Genomic DNA, 19,773 nt, shown 5'->3' on the forward strand with positions numbered 1-19,773 from the left:
CGCTTTACCTTCACAGGAGTTCCGCAAGGGGCTTATCGATTGCCCGGGCGGTAACTGCCGGAATGCGCGCAAGAATTGCGCAGCTCGTGCGGTCGGCGGCCAGGCCCCGATGCGGGAACGGCTCAGCGGTACCTGGCCGCTTCCCCACCGAGACCGCGAACACCACTCCTGGCGAACACCTGCTGGAGTAGCGCGATGTCGGCCCTGGCGTCCTGTACGTCGGTGAGCACCGGCGCGCCCTCCGTCACGCAGGAGTGGAACGCGCGCAGTTCCTCGCGGAAGGCCTCGTCGTACGAGACCTGTACGCGCTTCTCCACATGGGCGCCGTCCTCCATGCTCTGGGCGACGACGGGCGTAGGCCAGTGTTTGAGGAAGGGTGAGGGGAACTGGATGCGGACCCGTTGCGTCGGGGAAAAGACCGCGATCTCCTCGAAGTAGTCGCGCACGTGGTCGAGGTAGGTCCAGGTGTAGCTGGTGCGCAGCTCCCCCGAATGCCGCAGGACGGTGTTCACGGACGGGAAGCGCGAGTCCGGGGGCCAGATGTCGGTGAAGAGCACGTCCTCGGGTGCGCCCACCAAGGCCCGCAGGGCGTTGATGTCGTGCACCATGCTGCCGAGGAATACGTCGTGGTAGACGAAGCGCAGCGCGTCGGACACCGCCCCCACGGCCTCGTCGAGCAGCTCCTCCGCGACGCGGTGCTCCCGCCTCGCGACCTCGCGCGGCACGTCGTCGAAGCGGCGTACGCCATGGATGTCGATGTACTGGTCCTCGCTCGGGTGCAGCGTGTCGATCTGGATGAAGCGGGCGTCGTCGACGGCGCCGACCAGGCGTTGTCCCCAGCGGAAGCCGGGGTCGAAGCGCTTCATGTAGCCGACCATCAGGCATACGCCGGCGCGGGCGACGGCCTTGTCGATCAGGTCCGCCTCCCGGAGGGTGAAGCACAGCGGCTTCTCCACGAAGACGTGTTTGCCCGCCTCGGCGGCGGCCAGGACCTGCGGGGCGTGGCTGCCGCCGCTGAGGACGAGGACGGCGTCCACGTCGGTGTCGAGCAGCGCCCGGTGGTCCGTGAACCTCCGGGAGGCGGGCACCGCGTACCGCTCGCCCACGTGGTCCAGAAGGCCGGGGGACAGGTCGCCGAGCGCGGCGATCTCGAAATGGTCGGACAGGTCTCGCAGATACGGCAAGTGCATGATCTGGGCGACGGTGCCACAGCCAATGACACCCACACGGATACGTTCTGTCTGCACGGCACCAACTCCTGTTTTCGGGGCGAGAACGGGGTGGGGCGGGGCGGGACGGCAGGGCGGCTGAAAAGAGCCGGGTGGCGCACGGCGGTTCCATGGAAGCCGCCGAGAAACTCCAGGACCACGTCCAGGAAGGAGAAGAGGGACCGGCGAAACGGAACCCTGGCTCAATTACTCCGGTGATGGCGGCCGAAACGCGTCGGCCGAACTATCTCTCCGCTACGGCAGTGCGGATTTCCACGAAGGTCTCCTCAGTGCCCGGACATCGTTCTACCTACTGAAGCTGGCTCAATCCCCCGTGCGTCCGCAAGGGCCACGAGGCACGTGCACGGAAGGTGAGTTCCCGCTCGTCGAGCGGAACTCGACGCGGTACACACGCGTGGAACGACTTGGTGCTAGCTTTACATGGATGCGTGTACGCGACAAGGGGGAGCCCGTGTCCTTGGCACATGCCGTTGGTGACACCGCATTGCTTCAACTCGCAACCAAAGCAGCCCACTTGGCGGGTGACCTGTTGCTCCGCGGAGCGGCAGCGGGCCGGCCCGCCGCACGGACGAAGTCCTCACCCGCGGACCTCGTGACGGACCACGACCGGCGGAGCGAGGAGTGCGTCGTCGAGCTCCTGAGGACCTACCGGCCCGACGACGGCATCCTCGGCGAGGAGGGCGGCGAGCGGCCCGGCCGCTCCGGTGTGCGCTGGGTCGTCGACCCGCTCGACGGCACCGCGAACTTCGTCGCCGGATATCCGGCCTTCGCCGTCTCGCTCGCCGCCGAACGCGCCGGGGTGGTCACGGTCGGCGTCGTCCACGACCCCTGCCGCGGCGAGACCTTCGCCGCGATCCGCGGCCGGGGTGCGACGTGTGACGGCCGGGCCCTGGCCGCCTCCCGCGTGGACCGGCTCGCGCAGGCCCTGATCTCCACGGGGTTCAGCTCGGACGCTGAGGTACGGGACCGGCAGGCCGCGTGCGCCGCCCGCGTGGTGCGCCGCGTCCGCGATCTGCGGAGCAGCGGCTCGGCCGCCCTCGACCTGTGCTGGGTGGCCGCCGGCCGTCTGGACGGCTACTACGAGGCCGACCTGCGGCCGTGGGACCGCGCCGCCGGAGTGCTCATCGCCCAGGAGGCCGGCGCCTGGGTGGGAGGTGCCGCGGGCCCGCCCGACGACGCGCTGACCCTGGCCTGCGCCCCGGCCGTCGCCGAGGAACTGCGCGCGCTGGTCGGGCCGGAGTGACGACGCGGCAGGGGCAGGCGGCGGGGGAGCACGACCGGGACCGCGGCGCTGCCGGAACGGCCGACGCCGCGACGCCGCATCTCGGCTCGGCGGCCCTGCGTGCCAGGCGCGCGGGCTTCCGCCTCCTCGTCGGCTCGCACGTGCTCAACGAGACGGGCGCCGCGGCGACGCTCGTCGTGCTGCCGCTGACCGCGGTCCTCGCGCTGGACGCGTCGGCCTGGCAGACGGCCCTGATCGAGAGCGCCTACTTCGCCGCGTATCTGGTCCTCGGCCTGCCCGCGGGGGCGCTGGTCGAGCGGGCGCGTCTGCGCCGTGTCATGATCGCCTCCGACGTGGTCCGGTGCGTGGCCCTGGCGGCGCTGCCGCTCGCGTGGGCGGGCGGTGTGCTCACGCTGCCGATGATCTACGGTGTGGCCCTGCTGCTCGGCGGCGCCCAGTTGTTCGGCGACATCGCCGACCACAGCTACCTGCCGCACCTGGTCAGCGACGACCGCCTGATCCAGGGCAACAGCGCGCTCCAACTGGTGCGCTCCGGAGCCGAGTTGGGCGGACCGGGACTCGGCGGCCTGTCCGTGCAGGGGCTCGGCGCGTACTGGGCGCTGACGGCGAACGCCGTCGCCTCGGCCGTCTCGGCCGTGCTCCTGTGGCGCATCGCGGTGCCCGAGGCGAAGCCGCCCAGGCCGCCGCACGGCCTGGCCCGGCAGACCTGGGAAGGGCTGCGCTTCGTCCGCGGCCACCCGGTGCTGCGCGCCTTCGCGCTCTCGGCCTGCCTCAACAACCTCGTCTTCTCCGGGGCGTTCGCGCTGGACGTGGTGTTCCTGAGCAGGACCGTGGGCGTCGCCCCCGGCCTGGTCGGCGTCCTCCTCGCGTCCGGCGCGGTCGGCGCGCTGCTCGGGGCGTGGCTGACCCCGCGCCTGGCCCACCGCTTCGGGGACGCCCGCACGGCCGTGCTCGCCGTGCCCGTCGCGGCCCCGTTCCTGCTGCTGACGCCACTGACCGGCGACGACTGGCGGATCGCGCTGTTCGCCCTGGCCCACGTCGCCATCAGCGTCGGCGTCACGGCCTTCAACATCCTCCAGGTCACCTACCGCCAACGGGCCTGCCCGCCGGGCCTGCTCAGTCGGGTGTCGGCGATCTTCCGCTTCGCGGTCTGGGGCGTGGCCCCCCTCGGCGCCCTGATCGGCGGCGCGCTCGCGGCCCACCTGGGCGTCCGCACGGCTCTGTGGGTGCTCGCGGGGGCGCTGATCGTGGTGGCGCCGCTGCTGCTCTGCTCCCCGCTCCGCCGTATGAAGACCTTCGACGTCAACTTCCCTACCAAGCACACGAGTTGCTAGCGTGCCGCTATGCAGAATCTTCCGGAAGAACTCGATGAAAAACTCCTATGGGATGCTTTGAAAGGATTCGGTGTCACCCCGACCCGGGTGTCCTACGCCCCCGTCGGGTTCGGGGACCACCACTGGGAGGTCGTCGACGAGACCGGCGGGCGGTGGTTCGCCACCGTGTCCGACCTGGAGCACAAGGAGTACTGCGGGCACGGGGCCGCGGCGGCCCTGGAGGGACTGCGCCGGGCCATGGAGACCGCGCGCACCCTGCGCGAGCGCGACGGGCTCGGCTTCGTCGTCGCGCCCGTCCCGGCCGCGGACGGCCGCTCCGTCGTCGCCCTGGACGCGCGCTACGCCCTCACGCTCTTCCCTCATGTGCCGGGCCGCGCGCGCGAGTTCGGGCAGCGGCTGTCGACGGCCGAGCGCGACCAGGTCCTCGACCTCCTGGCGGAGCTGCACGGCAGGACGCCGCCGGAGACCACGCCGCCGACGACCCTGGAGCCCGCCGGGCTGGGCGACGTCCGCGAGGCGCTTGACCACCTGGAAGCCCCCTGGACGGGCGGCCCGTTCGCCGAGCCGGCCAGGGAACTCCTCGCCGCGCACGCCGCGACGCTCCGCGCCCGCTGCGCGGAGTTCGACGCGATGGCCGCCGAGGTACGGGGCCGCGGCGCGCCCCTCGTCGTCACGCACGGCGAGCCGCACCCCGGCAACCTCATCCTCGGCGCGGACGGCTACCGGCTCGTCGACTGGGACACCGTGGGGCTCGCCCTGCCCGAGCGCGACCTGTCCCTGCACTCCGGCGACCCCGCGGACCTCGCCCGCTACACCCGGCTGACCGGCCGCACCCCGGACGCCACCGCGCTCGCGCTGTACCGGCTGCGCTGGAGCCTGCTGGACGTCGCCGAGTTCGTGGCGTGGTTCCGGGGCCCGCACGACCGCTCCGAGGACACCGAGACGGCCTGGAAGGGCTTCACCGAGACCCTCGACCACCTCGCGGAGGGCGCGCCCGGGGCGCCATGACGTACGGCTCAGGAGGAGCCCGACGCGTGGAGCGCCGTGCGCGCCGTCTCGGTCTCCACGTCCTCGCCGAAGGCACCACCCGCCGACGCCCCGCCGAGGACAGCGGCGGCGACCGCCGCGGCGAGCACCCGGAGGGACCGCCACGACCCCCTGCCCCGTGCCGTCGGCGCGGCCACGGCGAGCCCCCGCCGGGCCGTCCACGACCCCCTGCCCGGTTCCGGCGGCGCGGCCGCGGCGGGCCGCCCGCACACCAGGGCCGTACGGGCGTCAAGCCACGCCTCCGCCTCGTCCCCGCGCAGTCCGCAGGCCGCCACGAACGCGGCCACCAGCTCCGCGCGGGGCAGCCGGTCCCTGCCGAGCATGGTCGCCGCCGTGGAGTACGGCAGCCAGTGGCCCGCCTGCGCCGCGCGGCGCTCCAACTGGCGGTAGCTGAGGCCCGACCACGCCTTGAGGCGGCGCAGCTCCGCCACGAAGGCGGCCGCGTCGGTGACCGGCGGAGTAGGTGGTGCTGCGGTCATCGTGACCCCCCTGACCCAGGCTGACCTCGACGTACACGGTCTCGCACAAGCTCGAACAGCCTAACGCCTTGAGGGGTGGTGAGGGCGCCGGTCAGCCTCGCCGCATTCCCGACTCCGGAGGCCACGTGTCCACGCCCCTGCCGATTGACCGCCCCCACGCCTGCCCGCACCACCGCTTCCCCACGCGGACCTGCCCGCGCCACCACCCCCACAGGAACGGCCACCCCCGCAGGACCGGCCACCGCCGCCGTACGCCCGCTGCCGCCGCCCTCGCCGCGCTGCTGCTCCTCGGCGGGTGCGCCGCCGCGCCCCGCGCCGGGGAGTCGGCGGCGCGCACCACGGCGGCCGGGGCCCGTGCCGGGGAGTCGGTCGCCGACTTCCTCCGCCGTACCCTGCCCGCCGGGCCCGGTGGCACCGTGGTCGCCGCCCGCGGCGACCGGCTCGCGTACTGCGGCGGGTTCGGGGCGGCGGACCGCGCCGCCGGCACCCCCGCGAGCTGCCGCACCGTGTACGACGTCATGTCGATGACGAAGCAGTTCACCGCGGCCGCGATCGTGAAGCTGGAGGCGATGGGCAGGCTCCGGGTCACCGACCCCGTCAGCCGCCACCTCGACCGGCTCCGGCCCGTACCCGGGGACAAGCGCGGCATCACGGTCGAGCACCTGCTCACGCACACGTCGGGCCTGGTCGAGGGGCTCGGTGACGACTACGAGCCGCTGTCGCGCGAGGAGTTGGTGCGCCGGGCCCTCGCCTCGGAGCTCCGGTCCGCCCCCGGCGAGGAGTTCCACTACTCCAACACCGGCTACAGCCTCCTCGCCGTGATCGTCGAGGAGGCGTCCGGGGAGACGTACGAATGGTTCCTGAACCGGCACCTGTTCGCCCCCGCCGGGATGGAGCACACCGGCTACGTGCTGCCCCGCCGGCCGCGCCACCTGGTCGCCGTGGAGTACGACAGCGCGGGGCGGAGCAAGGGCAGGCCCTTCGACCACCCCTGGGCCGCCGACGGGCCGTACTGGAACCTGCGCGGCAACGGCGGCATGCTCTCCACCGCCCCGGACATGCTGCGGTGGCACCGCGCGCTCCTGGGCGACGACGTGCTGCCCGCCCGGGCGCGGGAGAAGCTCTTCGCGCCGCACGTACGGCAGCCGGGGTCGAAGGACGCGTACGGCTACGGCTGGAGCGTCCGCGACACCCCGGACGGCCGCCTCGCCTGGCACGACGGAGGCAACGACTGGTCGCTCGGGCTGGTGAGCCGGTCCCTGCGCGACGACGTCCTCGTGTTCTGGATCAGCAACCACGCCTACCGCGACGGCGCGTGGAACCTGGAGGAGCAGGCCGAGGAGCTGACCCTGGGCATCGCCGACCGCGTCCGCGCGGAGGGCGGCTGACGGGACGCCCCCCCGTGACGCCCTCCCCGCGACGGCCCGGCGGCCGGGGCGTCAGTACGGCGGGCGGACAAGGCCCGACCGGTAGGCGAGCACGACCAGTTGCGCGCGGTCGCGGGCCCCGAGCTTCGTCTTGGCCCGCTGCACGTGCGTGCGCACGGTCAGCGGGCTGACGAAGAGCTCCCCGGCGATCTCCGCGTCCGACTTGCCCTCCGCGGCCAGCGCCATGACCTCCCGCTCGCGGGCGGTGAGGGCGGCGAGGTCCACCGGCGGCACCGGACCGGCGGCGGGGTCGGGCGTGGTGAGGAACCGGGCGATGAGCGAGCGCGTCGCGGCGGGGGAGAGGAGCGCGTCGCCGGCCGCCACGGTGCGGATCCCGTCGAGCAGCCCGTCGGCGGAGACGTCCTTGCCGAGGAAGCCGCTCGCGCCGTTCCGCAGGGCCCGGGCGACGTGCTCGTCGGTCTGGAACGTGGTGAGCACGAGCACCCGCGTCGCCGCCAGCTTGGGGTCCCCGCAGATCGCGGCCGTCGCCGCGAGCCCGTCGGTGCCGGGCATGCGGATGTCCATGACGACGACGTCGGGGCGGTGCAGCCGGGCGAGTGCGACGGCCTCCCCGCCGTCGGCGGCCTCGTCGACGACCTCCATGTCCGCGCAGGAGTCGATGAGCAGGCGGAACGTGGCCCGCAACAGGGTCTGGTCGTCGGCGAGCAGCACGCGCAGGGGAGCGGTCATCGGGCAGCCTTCCCGGGGGCGGCGGACGGAGGCGGTCATCAGGGCCCTTCCCGCGGCCCGCGGTGGAAGGGGAGCTCGGCGGTGACGGCGTAGCCGCCCTCGGGGTGCGGCCCCGCGTGCAGGTGACCGCCGGCCGAGCGGGCGCGCTCCCGCATGCCGATGACCCCGAAGCCGCCGCCCGGCGCGGGGGGCCGTGGCGCCGCGCCGCCGTGGTCGCGGACCGTCAGGGTCAGCCGGTCGCGCGTGTACGCGAGCCTGACCCGCGCGGTGGCCGCGCCCGCGTGCTTGGCGACGTTGGTCAGCGCCTCCTGCACGATCCGGAAAGCGGTCAGGTCCGCCCCCGGCGGCAGCGGCCGCTCCTCGCCGTCGACCGTGACGACGACCTCCAGCCCGGCGGAGGCGAAGGCGGCGACCAGCTCGGGCAGTCGAGCCAGGCCGGGGGCCGGTTCCCGTACGTCCTCGGGGGCATCGGGGTGGCGCAACAGCCCGACCGTGGCCTGGAGTTCCCGCAGCGCGGCCGAGGTGGTGCCGGTCAGCTCGCCGAGGATCCGCTCGGCCTGGTCCGGGTGGCCGCGGGCCAGGTGGGCGGCCGTACCGGCCTGGGCGTGCGCCAGCGCCATGTGGTGGGCGACCACGTCGTGCAGCTCGCGGGCGATGCGGACGCGCTCCTCGGCGACGCGGTGGCGCGCCTCCGCCTCACGGGTGCGCTCGGCGTGCTCGGCGCGGGCGCGCACGGCGTCCAGATAGGCGCGCCGCGCCCGGACCGCCGAGCCCTGGACGACCGACGCGGTGATCCAGAACGCGGGCACGACCGTCTTGTCCCCCCAGTTCTCGTGGTTCCGGTCGGAGACGAGCGCGGCCAGGACGACCGGGGCGACGACGGCGGCGCAGAACAGGTGGGCCGTCCGGCGCGGCGCGCGCACGGTCAGCGCGTACATGGCGACGAGGACCGGGAGCAGGAGCAGGACGGTGACCGGGTACCCGAGGGCGGCGGAGACGGCGGCGCAGAACCCGGTGCACGCCACGACCGGCCGCGGCCGCCTGTGCCGCGCGAGCAGGGACAGGCACGCCCCCGTCGAGAGGAGCAGCCCCGGCCACAACCCCGGCCCGCCGCGGTCGTACTGAGCACCGGTCGCCGTGCACAGCAGCACCAGGAAGGCCCCCTCGACGAGCCGGGGGTGACGGTCGGCGTACCGCCGGACGGTGAGCATGGCGTCCCTCCCGGTCGGGGGTACGGGCCCACGGTGAAGGACGTGGCGGCCCGGCGGGGGGTTGTGCGGCGGGGCCCCCGCGCCGGGTGGGCCCCGCGCCGGGTGGGCCCCGCGCCGGGTGGGCCCCGCGCACGGCCCCCCGCCGCACGCGGGCGGGGGCCACCACCGCGTGCCTTGCCGGTACGGTCAACGGCGGCGGAGACCGGTTGAGTTGGCGTTGGTATCAGCCGTACCGGTGTCGGTACGGGGATCGCCGCCGGTGTCGTCGCCCGCCTGGTCGCGTGCCTGGTCGCGTGCCTGGTCGCCTGCCGTCGGGCCCGCCGGGGACGGGACGGTGGCGGTCCGGTGGAACAGGGCCTCGCCCTCCACGTCGACGCGCGGCAGCGACCGTGCCAGGAAGCGGGGCAGCCACCACGCCCGCTCGCCGAGCAGGGCCAGGACGGCGGGGACGAACGCCATGCGCACGACGAAGGCGTCGAGCAGCACGGCCGTGGCGAGACCGAAGCCCACCATCGTCATCATGGAGTCGCCGGCGGTCATGAACCCGGAGAACACCGCCGTCATGATGAGCGCGGCCGCCGCCACCACCAGGGCGCTGTGGCGGAACCCCGTGACGACGGCCTGGCGGGGCCGCTCCCCGCGCAGGTACGCCTCGCGCATCCGGGAGACCAGGAAGACCTGGTAGTCCATGGCGAGACCGAAGACGATGCCCACCAGGAAGATCGGCATCAGGCTCATGACCGGCCCGGTCTGCTCCACGCCGAGCAGGCCCGCGCCGTGGCCGTGCTGGAAGACCGTGACGAGCGCGCCGAGGGCCGCGAGCACCGACAGCAGATAGCCGAGGGCGGCCTTGAGCGGCACCAGCACGGAGCGGAACACCACCATCAGCAGGACGAAGGCCAGGCCGACGATGACCGAGAGGTAGGGCACGAGGGCGCCCCGCATCTTCCGCGCGACGTCGATGTTCAGCGCCGTGACCCCGGTGACCTCGAAGGACGCCCCGGTCGCGGACGCGGTCGCGGGGCGCTCGTCACGGATGGCGCGGACGAGCTCCTCGGTCCGCTCGCTGGTGGGGGCGGTGGCCGGGGTGGCGGTGAGCACCGCGGTGTGCCGCGCCGCGTCGAACCGCGCGGGGGAGACGGACACGACGCCGTCGGTGGCGGCGATCCGCGCGGCGACGGCCTCCGTGGCGGCCTCCGGGTCGGCGGCGCCCCGCAGGTCCACGGCGATGGTCAGGGGGCCGTTGAACCCCGGGCCGAAGCCGTCGGCGAGGGCGTCGTAGGCGCGGCGCTCCGTGGTCGTCGTGGACTTCGCCTCGTCACCGGGCATGCCGAGGCGCAGGTCCGTCACGGGCACGGCGAGGGCGCCCAGACCGGCGACCGTGAGGAGCAGGACGGGCCGGGGGCGGCGCAGCACGAAGCGCACCCAGCGCGAGGACGCCCCCTCGGCACCCTCGCCCCGGGGGGACGGACCGGCCGAACTCCCTTCGGCAGGACGGTCGTTGGAGACCCGGAACTCGGCAGGCGCGCCCGACCGGCCCTCCGCGGCACCGCCCGCCCGACCCTCCGCCGGAGCCCCCGCCCGGCCTTCCCCCGGAGCCCCCGCCCCGCGCGCCGCCGAGCCGGCCTTCCCGCCCTCCCCGGCGCCACCCCGGAGCCCGGGACGACGTACACCACGTCGGAGAGCACGGCGCTCACGCCGACCGTTCCCCCGACTACGACCACGACCACCACCACGGCCACCGTGACCACGGCCCCGGCCAAGGCCACGGCCCCGGCCCGGATACCGGACGCGGCGCGCGAGGACGGCGTCCGGCCAGAAGCCGAGCAGCGCCGGGGTCAGGGTCAGCGCGACGAGCACGGCGGTCAGGACGGCGCCCGCGGCGGCCAGCCCCATCTTGGTCAGCAGCGGCACGCCGACCACCGAGAGACCGGCCAGCGCGATGACGACGGTGAGCCCGGCGAAGACGACCGCGGAACCGGCGGTGCCCACGGCCAGCCCGGTCGCCTCCCGCGGGCCGTGCCCCGCGGCCCGCTCCTGGCGGTAGCGGTTCACGACGAACAGGGCGTAGTCGATGCCGACGGCCACCCCGATCATCATGGCCAGTTCGCCGGTGGTCGACGACAGGCCGAGGACGCTGCCCAGGGCGATGACCGCGGTCAGGCTGACGCCGACGCCGACGAGGGCGCTGAGCAGCGAGAGCCCGGCGGCGGCCAGGGACCCGAAGGTGACGAGCAGCACCAGCGCGGCGACGAGGACGCCCACCACCTCACCCGTCCCGGCGGCCGCCTGGCTCTCCAGGACGCTGCCGCCGGTCTCGACGGTCAACCCCGAGCCCCGGGCCCGCTCGACGGCGTCCTCCAGGTCGCGCTTGGCGGCGGCGGAGACGTCGTCGTCCTTCACCTCGTACGTGACGGTCGTGTAGGCCGTCGTACCGTCCTCGCTCACCCCCCGCCCGTCGAACGGGTCCGTCGCGTCGGCGACTTGCGGCCCGTCGGCCACGTCGCTCACCAACGTGCCGATGGCCTCGCGGTGCGCGGTGGCGGTGACGCGCTCCCCATGGGGGGCGACGAAGACGATCCGGGCACTCGCCGCTTCCGCCTCGGCCCCCGGGAACCGCTCGTTGATCAGGTCGAACGCCTCCTGCGCCTCGATCCCGGGCATCGAGGACGAGTCGTCCGGGGGGTCGGAGGCGCTGAGCGCGCCGACGCCGGCGACGGCCAGGACGGCCACCCACAGCAGGACGACGCGGCGTCGCCACCGCAGGGCCGCCCGGCCCAGCCGGTAGAGGAAAGTCGCCATGGAAGGGGTCTCCGCATCTCTGGTCTCGGGAACCCCTCCAGGCTTCCGGCGCGGACCCCGCTCCGTCGTCGTGCCCACCGCGACAATCCGACTACCGGAAATCACGTACGGGACGCGCGCGATGTCCTCACGGAGTACGACGTCCGCGACGGTGACATGAGGAGGCGTCTCGGCGCCGTGCGGGGGCCGTGCGGGCGAGGGCCCGGGGCCAGGGCAAGGGGCCGGGGGCAGGGGCCGGGGGAACCGTTCCCGGCGCTCTCCACACGTCACCGACCGCCGTTTGACGTGGTGTTTCCGGGACACACGTTCGGTGAACCGGACGCAAGGGAGAACACTGCTATGGGCATCATCGGATGGATAGTCGTCGGTCTGCTCGCGGGCGCTGTCGCCAAAGCGCTCATGCCGGGCAAGGACCCGGGCGGAATCATCGTCACCATGCTCATCGGTGTTGCCGGAGGCCTGCTCGGCGGCTTCCTCGGCAAGGTGATCTTCGGGGTCGACTCGATCGACGGCTTCTTCGAGCTCTCCACCTGGATCGCGGCCATCGTCGGCTCGGTCATCCTCCTCGCGCTGTACCGCATGGTCACCGGCCGGGGACACCGGCGCGGGCACGCCCACGCGTGAGGCGGGCCCCCACAGCGGGCGTGGCCCGGCGCGCCACACCCTGAAACACCGTCGCGAACGCCCCCGCCCACCGGCGGGGGCGTTTCTTCCGCACGTCTCCCCGGCACCGCGCCGCCCACCGAGGCACGGACGACACACCTGGGCGACAGGGAAAGGACAGGCACGACGCAGTGACGATCGCCGACGTGGTGTTCGTGTGGTTGGGCGTGGGAGCGCTGCTCGCGGCGGTGCTGCCCCGGGTGGTCGCGGGGCGGCCGCTGTCGTTGCCGGTCGTGTTCCTGGCCGGCGGCATCGGCGCCTACCTGCTGCCGCTGCCGCTGCCGGAGGTCGACCCGGTGGAGCACAGGGTCGTGGCGGAGCACGTCACCGAGGTCTGCATCATCATCGCGCTGATGGGTGCCGGGCTGGCGCTCGACCGGCCCGTCGGCCGACGGCTGTGGGGCTCGACGTGGCGGCTGCTCGGCATCACGATGCTGCTGACCGTCCTCGGCACCGCGCTGGTGGCGTGGTGGCTGCTGGGCTGGCCGCCGGCCGCCGCCCTGCTGCTGGCGGCGGTCCTCGCCCCGACCGATCCCGTACTGGCCTCGGAGATGCGGGTCGGGGAGCCCACGGAGGACGAGCACGACGAGGACGAGGTGCGCTTCGCCCTCACCAGCGAGGCGGGCCTCAACGACGGACTCGCCTTCCCCCTGACCTACGCGGCCGTCGCCCTGGCCGCCACCGCGGGCAGCGGCTGGTCGGCCGACTGGTTCGGCACCTGGCTGGTCAAGGACGTCGCCTTCAAGTGCGCCGTCGGTGTCCTCGGCGGACTGCTGATCGGCCGGCTGCTGGGCTGGCTGTTCTTCCGCACCAGCTCCCGGGTGCTGCGGCTGTCCGAGTACCGGGAGGGCTTCGTCGCGCTGGCCGCGACCTTCCTGGCGTACGGGCTGACCGAACTCGCGGGCGGCTACGGCTTCCTCGCCGTGTTCACCACCGCGTGCGCCGTGCGGGCGGCCGAGCGCGCCCACGGCTTCCACAAGGTGCTGCACGACTTCGTCGAGCAGATCGAGCGCCTGCTCACCGCCGTGCTGCTGTTCCTGCTGGGCGCCTTCGTCGCGCTGGGCGGCCTCGCCCCGCTGACCTGGCGCGGCGCCGTCGTCGGGCTGCTGCTGCTCCTGGTCGTCCGGCCGCTGTGCGGCTGGGCCGGGCTCCTCGGGGGCGGCGTCGAGCGCCGGGAGCGCCGGGTGATCGCGATCTACGGCATCCGGGGCATCGGCTCCCTGTACTACCTCGCCTACGCGCTCGGCCAACAGGACTTCCCCGTGCCGGAGCGGGAGCTGTGGGCGGTGGTGACCTTCACCGTGCTGGCATCGGTCCTCCTGCACGGCATCACGGCCGGCCCGGTGGTGACCGGCCTGGACCGACGCCGGGCGACCGAGCGTGGACACGAGGCGCCTGCGCGCAAGGAGCCCCATCGAGGACGGCCGTAGCGGAACCGCACCGCGCCGGGCGGCACCGGGTACGACCAGTCGCAGCACCCCCTCCGAAGGCCGCTCACGGCCGGCAACGCCAACGCGTGCCCATGTAGAGTGAATGACGCCCTTGACCTGCACAAAGCAGGCAGGGAGCCGTCTTACAGGAGTCCAAAGTGCTGCGTACTCTGTTCAAGTCCAAGATCCACCGAGCCACCGTGACCCAGGCCGACCTGCACTACGTGGGGTCCGTCACCATTGACGCGGATCTGCTCGACGCCGCCGATCTGCTGCCCGGGGAGCTCGTGCACATCGTCGACGTCACCAACGGGGCGCGGCTGGAGACGTACACCATCGAGGGTGAGCGTGGCAGCGGTGTCATCGGGATCAACGGTGCGGCGGCGCATCTGGTGCACCCCGGGGACAAGGTGATCATCATCAGCTACGCGCAGGTCGACGACGCCGAGGCGCGGGCGTGGCGGCCGCGGGTCGTGCACGTCGACGCGGACAACCGCGTGGTGGCGCTCGGGGACGATGCCGGGGCGCCGGTGCCCGGTGCCGGTGACATGGCGCGCTCCCCGCAGGCCGTGGTGCGGGACTGAGGGCGTCGGCGCTGCCCGTGCTGGGGCTGCTGCACACCTCACCCGTCCACGTCCCGGTCTTCGACGCGCTGCGTGACACAGATCACCCGGGGCTCGCCCTGCGGCACCACGTCGACGAAGGGCTGCTGGACCGGGCCCGCCGGGCGGGGCCCGACGTGGGCGCGGTGCGGGCCGTGCTCGAGCGCGCCGCCGCCGAGGGGGCGCACGCCGTGCTGTGCACGTGCTCGACGCTCGGCGGCGTGGCCGAGTCCCTGGCCACCGACGTCGGCGTGCCCGTACTGCGGGTCGACCGGCCCATGGCGGCCGCCGCCGTCGCGGTGGGCCCCGCGGTCGCGGTCGTCGCCTCGGTCGCCAGCACCCTGGGGCCGACCGTCGCCCTCGTCGAGGAGGAGGCCGGCCGCGCCGGGCGGCGCGTCGACGTCCGCGCCGTCCTGGTCGAGGATGCCTGGGAGCGGTTCGCCGCCGGGGACCGGGAGGGGTACCTGCGGCTCGTCACCGCCGCCGTCGAACGGGTGGGGGCGGACGGGGCCGACGTCGTCGTGCTCGCCCAGGCCTCCATGGCGGACGCCGCGACCCGCGCCGACGTGCCCGTTCCCGTGCTCGCCAGCCCGCGCCCGGGGTTGCGCGCCGCCGCGGCGGTGTGCGGATTCCCGTGCCCGGATCCCGGTACGGCGTAGGCGGCGGCCACCTGTCCGGCCTAGGGTTTGGCCATGACTTCACACGATGACGTGGTGATCAGTCCCACCGGCTGGGTGGCCGAACAGGCCCGCCTCTACGAGGAGTCGGGCGGCACCAAGGGGACGACCATCCAGGGCGCGCCCTGCCTGCTCCTCGACTACCGCGGCCGCCGCAGCGGCCTGTGGCGCCGCACCGTCCTCATCTACGGCCGCGACGGCGACGACTACCTGGTGGTGGCCTCCAACGGCGGCGCCGCCGAGCACCCCCTGTGGTACCGCAACCTGCGGGACGAGCCCGACGTCCGCCTGCGCGTGGGCACCGAGCGGTTCGCCGCCCGCGCCGACACCCTGTCGCCCGAGGACAAGGCGCGCGTCTGGCCGCGCCTGGTGGAGATCTTCGCCCCGTACGCGGAGTACCAGGAGAAGACGGAGCGGGACATTCCGGTGGTGCGGCTCCGGCGCACGGAGGGCTGACCCCCGCCGCACCCGGGCCCGGCTCCAGCGGCGCGCAGGACTGGACTGCGCGGGCGTGGGCACGCGAGGCGGGAGAGAGTGGATACGGCCGACGGGCCCGAGCCTCAGCGCCGGGCCCTCACCTCCGCACCCTGGGAGGAAGCATGACGCACCCGTTCCCCGACCCCGTCCCGCCCGGGCCGACCCCGGGCCCCCTCCCGGACCCGGCGCCCGCCCCGCCGCCCGACCCGGGGCAGCCACAAGGCCCCGCCCGGGCCCCCGGGCCCGTACCGGAGCCCCCGCCGTCCCCGGTGCCCAAGCCGCCGGGGCCCGACCCCGTGCCGGACCCGGACCCGACTCCGGAGCCGATGAGCTGAGCGCGGACCTCAGGGCAGCGGGGCCGTCACTCGTCGTCCCGCGCCCCGCCGGGGGCCGCTCCGCCTCGGAGCGGCCCCCGGCCCGCGTCCTGGCAGGATTTCGCCGGGACGTGGCACGGATGCCGCTGCCGTCGATCATTTCCGCCCGGGAGACTCCAAGCACCGCACTCCGTACGAGGGGCCCCGACGGCCCGCCGTCCCGCCGGTACGCCGCCCGCGGTGGCCAGGCACGGGTACGGGGCTGCGAGGAGCGGGCCGTGCCGCCGTGCACGGCCCCGGGGTGACCGGCGAAGGGAGACGAGGGATGCTGGGCGAGGTCGCAGGGGTGCGCCCACCGGGCGGGCGGGCGGCGGAGGCCGCGCGGCTGGTGTGCGAGGAGTACGCCGGCCCGGCGCTGTACCACCACTCGGTGCGGTCGTACTGCTTCGGCGCCGCCTGGGCCGAGGAGCGGGGCCTGGACTTCGACCGCGAGCTGTTCTTCGTCTCCGCGCTCCTGCACGACCTCGCGCTCGTCGCGCCCTTCGACAGCCACACGCTGCCGTTCGAGGAGGCGGGCGGGCACCTCGCCCGGGTGTTCACCGCCGGGCTCGGCTGGCCGACCCGGCGACGCGACCGGGCGGCCGAGCTGATCGTGCTCCACATGCGCGACGACGTGGCACCGGAAGTGGACGTCGAGAGCCGCATGTTGCAGGTGGGCACCAGCGCGGATGTGTCGGGGTCCGGCCTCGACGCCTTCGCCCCGTCCTTCCGGGACGCGCTCGTCGCGGCGTACCCCCGGCTGGACTTCGCCCGGTCCTTCGTACGCCTCTTCCAGGAACAGGCCGCGCGCAAGCCGGGCTGTGCGGCGGCGCGCCTGCTGGCGGGGGAGTGGGCCGGGCGGGCGGCGTCCCACCCGCTCGATCGGACCTGAGCCGTGTGCGCCTCCGCGGGGCCGGGTGAGGGGGCCGCGTGAGGGCGTCGTCCGTGGCGTCGTGGCGTGTGCCGCAGGTCGGGCGGGCTACTCCCCGTCGGCGTCCTCACCGCCCTTCGCCGCCCCGGCGAAATCCAGGACCGCGGCGGCGTGGCGCCGGGTCTGCTCCGCGACGCGGGCCACGTCGGCGACCACGTCGCCGTGCTCGGCTATCAGCCGGTCGTAGATCGGCGCGGTGACTTGTTCGGTGGCATTCACGTGGGGGTCCGTTTCTTCCAGGTGTGGCACAGGTGCGGCACAGGCGTGCTCGCGGCACGCCGCCGCGCGACGCGTCGGGCGTGCCGTGCGCTCCGTTACCCGCGATTCCGCGCCGCATGCGCGCCACCCGGACATGATCGGCCGCAGCCGCAGCCGCAGCCGCAGCCGCAGCCGCAGCAGCGGTGTGCCGCGCGGCGTACCGCCCACGCCGTAGGTACGCCGTAGGTACCGCAGGTCACGCGGGTGCGGTAGCGACGCGTCCGGTCGGCGGCGGGGCGGCGCGGCGTACCGTGATCCCGGAAAGCACGTACCGAGGAGGAACCACCCGTGCCCCATTTCGACCTGCCGCTCGAGGAACTCCGCCGCTACCGCCCGGAATTGCCGGAACCCGAGGATTTCGACGCCTTTTGGGAGAAGACGCTTTCGGCGGCGCGCGCGTACGACATCGACGTCCGCTTCGAACGCGTCGACGTGCCTTTGGCGCTGATCGACGTATTCGACGTGACATTCGCGGGTTTCGGGGGTCACCCCGTCAAGGGCTGGCTGCTGCTCCCGGCCGGGACGGACGAGCCGCTGCCCGCCGTGGTCGAGTACATCGGGTACGGCGGCGGGCGCGGGCTGCCGCACGAGCGGCTGGTGTGGGCGGCGGCCGGGTTCGCGTACTTCATCATGGACACGCGCGGCCAGGGCAGCGGCGGCTCGGTCGGGGACACCCCGGACCCGGGCGCGAGCGGGCCCGCGTACCCCGGGTTCGTGACGCGCGGGATCGAGGACCCGCACGGCTACTTCTACCGCCGGGTCTTCACCGACGCCGTGCGCGCCGTCGAGGCCGTCCGCGCCCACCCCCTGGTGGACGCCGCGCGCGTGGCCGCCGTGGGCGACAGCCAGGGCGGCGGCGTCGCCCTCGCCGTCGCCGGACTCGTGCCCGACCTCGCCGCGATCTGCTCCAACGTGCCGTTCCTGTGCGACTTCCCGCGCGCGACGACCCTCTCGTCACGCCCCCCGTACCAGGAGGTGGCGCTCTATCTGCGGGCGCGGCGCGGGCAGGAGGAGCGGGTGTTCCGGACGCTCTCGTATTTCGACGGCGTGCACTTCGCGGCGCGCGGCCGGGCGCCCGCGCTGTTCTCCGCGGCACTCGAGGACGAGACGTGCCCGCCGTCCACGGTCTTCGCCGCGTTCAATTCCTACGCGGGGCGCGAAAGGTCGATGGAGGTGTACCGCTTCAACGACCATGAAGGCGGCGGCGTATTCCAACAGGATGTACAACTGCGGTGGCTTCCGGGGCATTTGCGGAACTGACCTGTTCACCGTCCTTTCGGCCGCCCGCTCTTGTCACGGCCATGGCGGAGCGGCTAGCTTGCGGGCTTGTCCGTGGCTGACGTGTGACCTTCGCGAACATTCGCGTGTCTGAGGGGGCTTTCATGGCCTTACGAGGCCGGCACCGCCGGTACCAGCCGAGCCGGATCAACCGTGCCTCGCTCACCGTCACCGCGGGCGGCGCGGGCATCGCCCTGCCGCTGGTGTCGGCGGGCACGGGCCACGCGGCGGACGTGGAGACCTGGAACAAGGTCGCCGCCTGCGAGTCCACGAACAACTGGAGCATCAACACCGGCAACGGCTTCTACGGCGGCCTCCAGTTCACCCAGTCCACCTGGGAGGCCTACGGCGGCACGGCCTACGCCGCGCGCGCCGACCTCGCCACCAAGGCCCAGCAGATCGCCGTCGCCGAGAAGGTCCTCGACGGGCAGGGCCCCGGCGCCTGGCCCGTGTGCTCGGTGCGGGCGGGCCTCACCCGGGGCGGCGACACCCCGGACCTCAAGCCCGCCACCGCGCCCCAGAAGCGCACGGGCACGGCCAACGACGCCAAGACCGACGGCGGACGCACGGCGCCCCAGGTCCCGCGGCGCACGGTCAAGGACGTCAAGCCCGAGGTGACGCCGCAGTCCACCGCGGGCACCGCCCGCATGTACACGGTCGTACGCGGCGACACCCTCTCCGGCATCGCCGACGAGCGCCGCGTCACCGGCGGCTGGCCGCAGCTCTACGAGAGCAACCGGCGCACCATCGGCGACGACCCGGACCTCATCACCCCCGGCCAGCGCCTGTCCCTGCGCGGCGCCGACGGCAGGCTGAAGCAGCCCCCGCGCCCGCCCGAGCGCCGCAGGCCCGCGGAGCGCCCCGGCGGCGAGCGGACCGAGAAGCGGCAGGTGCGCCAGCAGGAGAAGCAGCGCGCGCACCCGCCCGCCCAGAAGGAAGCCAAGAAGGACACCAGGGACACCAGGGACGCCCCGCGCAAGGAGACCCGGCCCGCGCCGAAGCGCGACACCGCGCCGGCGGGCCGCCAGAAGGCCAGGGCCGCCACGCAGTCCGGGGCCACCGTGCCCGTGGCCGCGTCCATCGGCACGCCGTACCGCGCGTCCGGCGGCTCCTGGTCGAAGGGCTACCACACCGGCGTCGACTTCCCCGTGCCGACCGGTACGTCCGTGCAGGCCGTCGCGGCCGGCACGGTCGTGGAGTCCGGCTGGGGCGGCTCGTACGGCTACCAGGTGGTGATCCGGCACGGCGACGGCCGCTACTCGCAGTACGGCCACCTGTCGGCGCTCACCGTGAAGGCCGGGCAGCGGGTCGTCCCCGGGCAGCGCATCGGCCGCTCCGGCTCGACCGGCAACAGCTCCGGCCCGCACCTGCACTTCGAGATCCGCACGGGCCCGGGGTTCGGCTCGGACATCGACCCGCTGGCGTACCTGCGCGCACGCGGCGTCCGCATCTAGGCGGCGTCCAGGGGCATCCAGGGGCGTCCGAGGCCGTCCGGAGTCCTGCGCAGCCAGGCGTCCAGGGCGGCCGGAGGCGCTACGCGCGCGCCGCCCCGGCGTCCGCGCGCGGGAACGCCTTCACCGCGGGCTGCGGCGGCACCCCGGCGAACGCCTCGGCCAGCAGCGGCTGTTCGGGCGCCGGCGGC

General features: G+C 74.4%; 18 protein-coding genes. 12 read left to right on the plus strand and 6 right to left on the minus strand.

Annotated elements, in window-relative coordinates; translation table 11 throughout:
• Positions 1-122 precede the first annotated feature (122 nt).
• Complete coding sequence (locus IE330_RS21315; protein WP_190137685.1) at positions 123-1,247, minus strand: Gfo/Idh/MocA family protein; 1,125 nt, start codon at positions 1,245-1,247, stop codon at positions 123-125.
• A gap of 406 nt (positions 1,248-1,653) precedes the next feature.
• On the opposite strand from IE330_RS21315, the gene IE330_RS21320 reads away from it, so the two are divergent.
• From IE330_RS21320 to IE330_RS21330, 3 genes are all read left to right on the plus strand, one after another.
• Complete coding sequence (locus tag IE330_RS21320) at positions 1,654-2,472, plus strand: inositol monophosphatase family protein (protein WP_190137686.1); 819 nt, start codon at positions 1,654-1,656, stop codon at positions 2,470-2,472.
• Positions 2,469-3,806, plus strand: coding sequence for a Mef(A)/Tet(V) family efflux MFS transporter (locus IE330_RS21325; RefSeq protein WP_190137687.1), 1,338 nt, complete (start codon positions 2,469-2,471; stop codon positions 3,804-3,806). The genes IE330_RS21320 and IE330_RS21325 overlap by 4 nt, the downstream gene beginning before the upstream one ends.
• 87 nt (positions 3,807-3,893) lie before the next feature.
• Positions 3,894-4,814, plus strand: a complete 921-nt coding sequence (locus IE330_RS21330; protein ID WP_229925810.1) for a phosphotransferase — start codon at positions 3,894-3,896, stop codon at positions 4,812-4,814.
• A gap of 8 nt (positions 4,815-4,822) precedes the next feature.
• On the opposite strand, the gene IE330_RS39090 is transcribed toward IE330_RS21330, so the two are convergent.
• Entirely contained in the window at positions 4,823-5,332 is a 510-nt protein-coding gene (locus IE330_RS39090) for a hypothetical protein (RefSeq protein WP_229925811.1), read from the minus strand.
• Between the two features lie 125 nt (positions 5,333-5,457).
• Here IE330_RS39090 and IE330_RS21340 point away from each other — a divergent pair, with 125 nt between their 5' ends.
• Positions 5,458-6,720: a serine hydrolase domain-containing protein gene (locus IE330_RS21340; protein ID WP_229925812.1), complete on the plus strand. Its 1,263-nt coding sequence runs from the start codon at positions 5,458-5,460 to the stop codon at positions 6,718-6,720.
• Positions 6,721-6,771: 51 nt separating this feature from the next.
• On the opposite strand, the gene IE330_RS21345 is transcribed toward IE330_RS21340, so the two are convergent.
• From IE330_RS21345 to IE330_RS39095, 3 genes are all read right to left on the minus strand, one after another.
• A complete protein-coding gene (locus tag IE330_RS21345; protein ID WP_190137689.1) occupies positions 6,772-7,449 on the minus strand; it encodes a response regulator transcription factor in 678 nt (225 codons plus the stop codon).
• 38 nt (positions 7,450-7,487) lie between these two features.
• Positions 7,488-8,660 (minus strand): sensor histidine kinase, encoded by a 1,173-nt coding sequence (locus tag IE330_RS21350; RefSeq protein WP_190137690.1) that lies wholly within the window; start codon positions 8,658-8,660, stop codon positions 7,488-7,490.
• A 186-nt stretch (positions 8,661-8,846) separates the two neighbouring features.
• The gene (locus IE330_RS39095; RefSeq protein ID WP_229925813.1) at positions 8,847-11,462 is read right to left on the minus strand and encodes an MMPL family transporter; all 2,616 of its coding nucleotides are present in this window, start codon (positions 11,460-11,462) and stop codon (positions 8,847-8,849) included.
• A gap of 339 nt (positions 11,463-11,801) precedes the next feature.
• Between IE330_RS39095 and IE330_RS21365 the strand changes: the two genes are divergently transcribed.
• The 6 genes from IE330_RS21365 to IE330_RS21390 all read left to right on the plus strand — a co-directional run bounded on the left by IE330_RS21365 (position 11,802) and on the right by IE330_RS21390 (position 16,556).
• Positions 11,802-12,086: a GlsB/YeaQ/YmgE family stress response membrane protein gene (locus IE330_RS21365; RefSeq protein ID WP_190137691.1), complete on the plus strand. Its 285-nt coding sequence runs from the start codon at positions 11,802-11,804 to the stop codon at positions 12,084-12,086.
• A gap of 170 nt (positions 12,087-12,256) precedes the next feature.
• Complete coding sequence (locus IE330_RS21370; protein WP_190137692.1) at positions 12,257-13,555, plus strand: cation:proton antiporter; 1,299 nt, start codon at positions 12,257-12,259, stop codon at positions 13,553-13,555.
• Between the two features lie 158 nt (positions 13,556-13,713).
• Complete coding sequence (gene panD, locus IE330_RS21375; RefSeq protein ID WP_190137693.1) at positions 13,714-14,139, plus strand: aspartate 1-decarboxylase; 426 nt, start codon at positions 13,714-13,716, stop codon at positions 14,137-14,139.
• 17 nt (positions 14,140-14,156) lie between these two features.
• Positions 14,157-14,816 carry an aspartate/glutamate racemase family protein gene (locus IE330_RS21380; RefSeq protein ID WP_229925814.1) on the plus strand — a complete coding sequence of 220 codons (660 nt, stop codon included), beginning with the start codon at positions 14,157-14,159 and terminating at the stop codon, positions 14,814-14,816.
• 33 nt (positions 14,817-14,849) lie between these two features.
• The gene (locus tag IE330_RS21385) at positions 14,850-15,290 is read left to right on the plus strand and encodes a nitroreductase family deazaflavin-dependent oxidoreductase (RefSeq protein WP_190137694.1); all 441 of its coding nucleotides are present in this window, start codon (positions 14,850-14,852) and stop codon (positions 15,288-15,290) included.
• Between the two features lie 660 nt (positions 15,291-15,950).
• A complete protein-coding gene (locus tag IE330_RS21390; protein WP_190137695.1) occupies positions 15,951-16,556 on the plus strand; it encodes an HD domain-containing protein in 606 nt (201 codons plus the stop codon).
• 87 nt (positions 16,557-16,643) lie between these two features.
• Here IE330_RS21390 and IE330_RS21395 read toward each other — a convergent pair whose 3' ends face one another.
• Positions 16,644-16,814, minus strand: a complete 171-nt coding sequence (locus IE330_RS21395; protein WP_190137696.1) for a hypothetical protein — start codon at positions 16,812-16,814, stop codon at positions 16,644-16,646.
• 327 nt (positions 16,815-17,141) lie between these two features.
• On the opposite strand from IE330_RS21395, the gene IE330_RS21400 reads away from it, so the two are divergent.
• Both IE330_RS21400 and IE330_RS21405 read left to right on the plus strand, forming a co-directional pair.
• Positions 17,142-18,113 carry an acetylxylan esterase gene (locus tag IE330_RS21400; RefSeq protein WP_190137697.1) on the plus strand — a complete coding sequence of 324 codons (972 nt, stop codon included), beginning with the start codon at positions 17,142-17,144 and terminating at the stop codon, positions 18,111-18,113.
• Positions 18,114-18,235: 122 nt separating this feature from the next.
• Positions 18,236-19,585 carry a transglycosylase family protein gene (locus IE330_RS21405; RefSeq protein ID WP_190137698.1) on the plus strand — a complete coding sequence of 450 codons (1,350 nt, stop codon included), beginning with the start codon at positions 18,236-18,238 and terminating at the stop codon, positions 19,583-19,585.
• The last annotated feature ends 188 nt before the right edge of the window (positions 19,586-19,773 follow it).

Origin of the sequence: Streptomyces longispororuber (genome assembly GCF_014656095.1) — a bacterium.
Taxonomy (GTDB): domain Bacteria; phylum Actinomycetota; class Actinomycetes; order Streptomycetales; family Streptomycetaceae; genus Streptomyces; species Streptomyces longispororuber.

Excerpts from the sequence above, each read along its gene's own strand:
- IE330_RS21405 (WP_190137698.1), top strand. The coding sequence starts at position 18,236 with ATGGCCTTACGAGGCCGGCACCGCCGGTACCAGCCGAGCCGGATCAAC.
- IE330_RS21350 (WP_190137690.1), bottom strand. The coding sequence starts at position 8,660 with ATGCTCACCGTCCGGCGGTACGCCGACCGTCACCCCCGGCTCGTCGAG.
- IE330_RS21390 (WP_190137695.1), top strand. The coding sequence starts at position 15,951 with ATGCTGGGCGAGGTCGCAGGGGTGCGCCCACCGGGCGGGCGGGCGGCG.
- IE330_RS39095 (WP_229925813.1), bottom strand. The coding sequence starts at position 11,462 with ATGGCGACTTTCCTCTACCGGCTGGGCCGGGCGGCCCTGCGGTGGCGA.
- IE330_RS21385 (WP_190137694.1), top strand. The coding sequence starts at position 14,850 with ATGACTTCACACGATGACGTGGTGATCAGTCCCACCGGCTGGGTGGCC.
- IE330_RS21365 (WP_190137691.1), top strand. The coding sequence starts at position 11,802 with ATGGGCATCATCGGATGGATAGTCGTCGGTCTGCTCGCGGGCGCTGTC.
- IE330_RS21320 (WP_190137686.1), top strand. The coding sequence starts at position 1,654 with ATGCGTGTACGCGACAAGGGGGAGCCCGTGTCCTTGGCACATGCCGTT.
- IE330_RS39090 (WP_229925811.1), bottom strand. The coding sequence starts at position 5,332 with ATGACCGCAGCACCACCTACTCCGCCGGTCACCGACGCGGCCGCCTTC.
- IE330_RS21345 (WP_190137689.1), bottom strand. The coding sequence starts at position 7,449 with ATGACCGCTCCCCTGCGCGTGCTGCTCGCCGACGACCAGACCCTGTTG.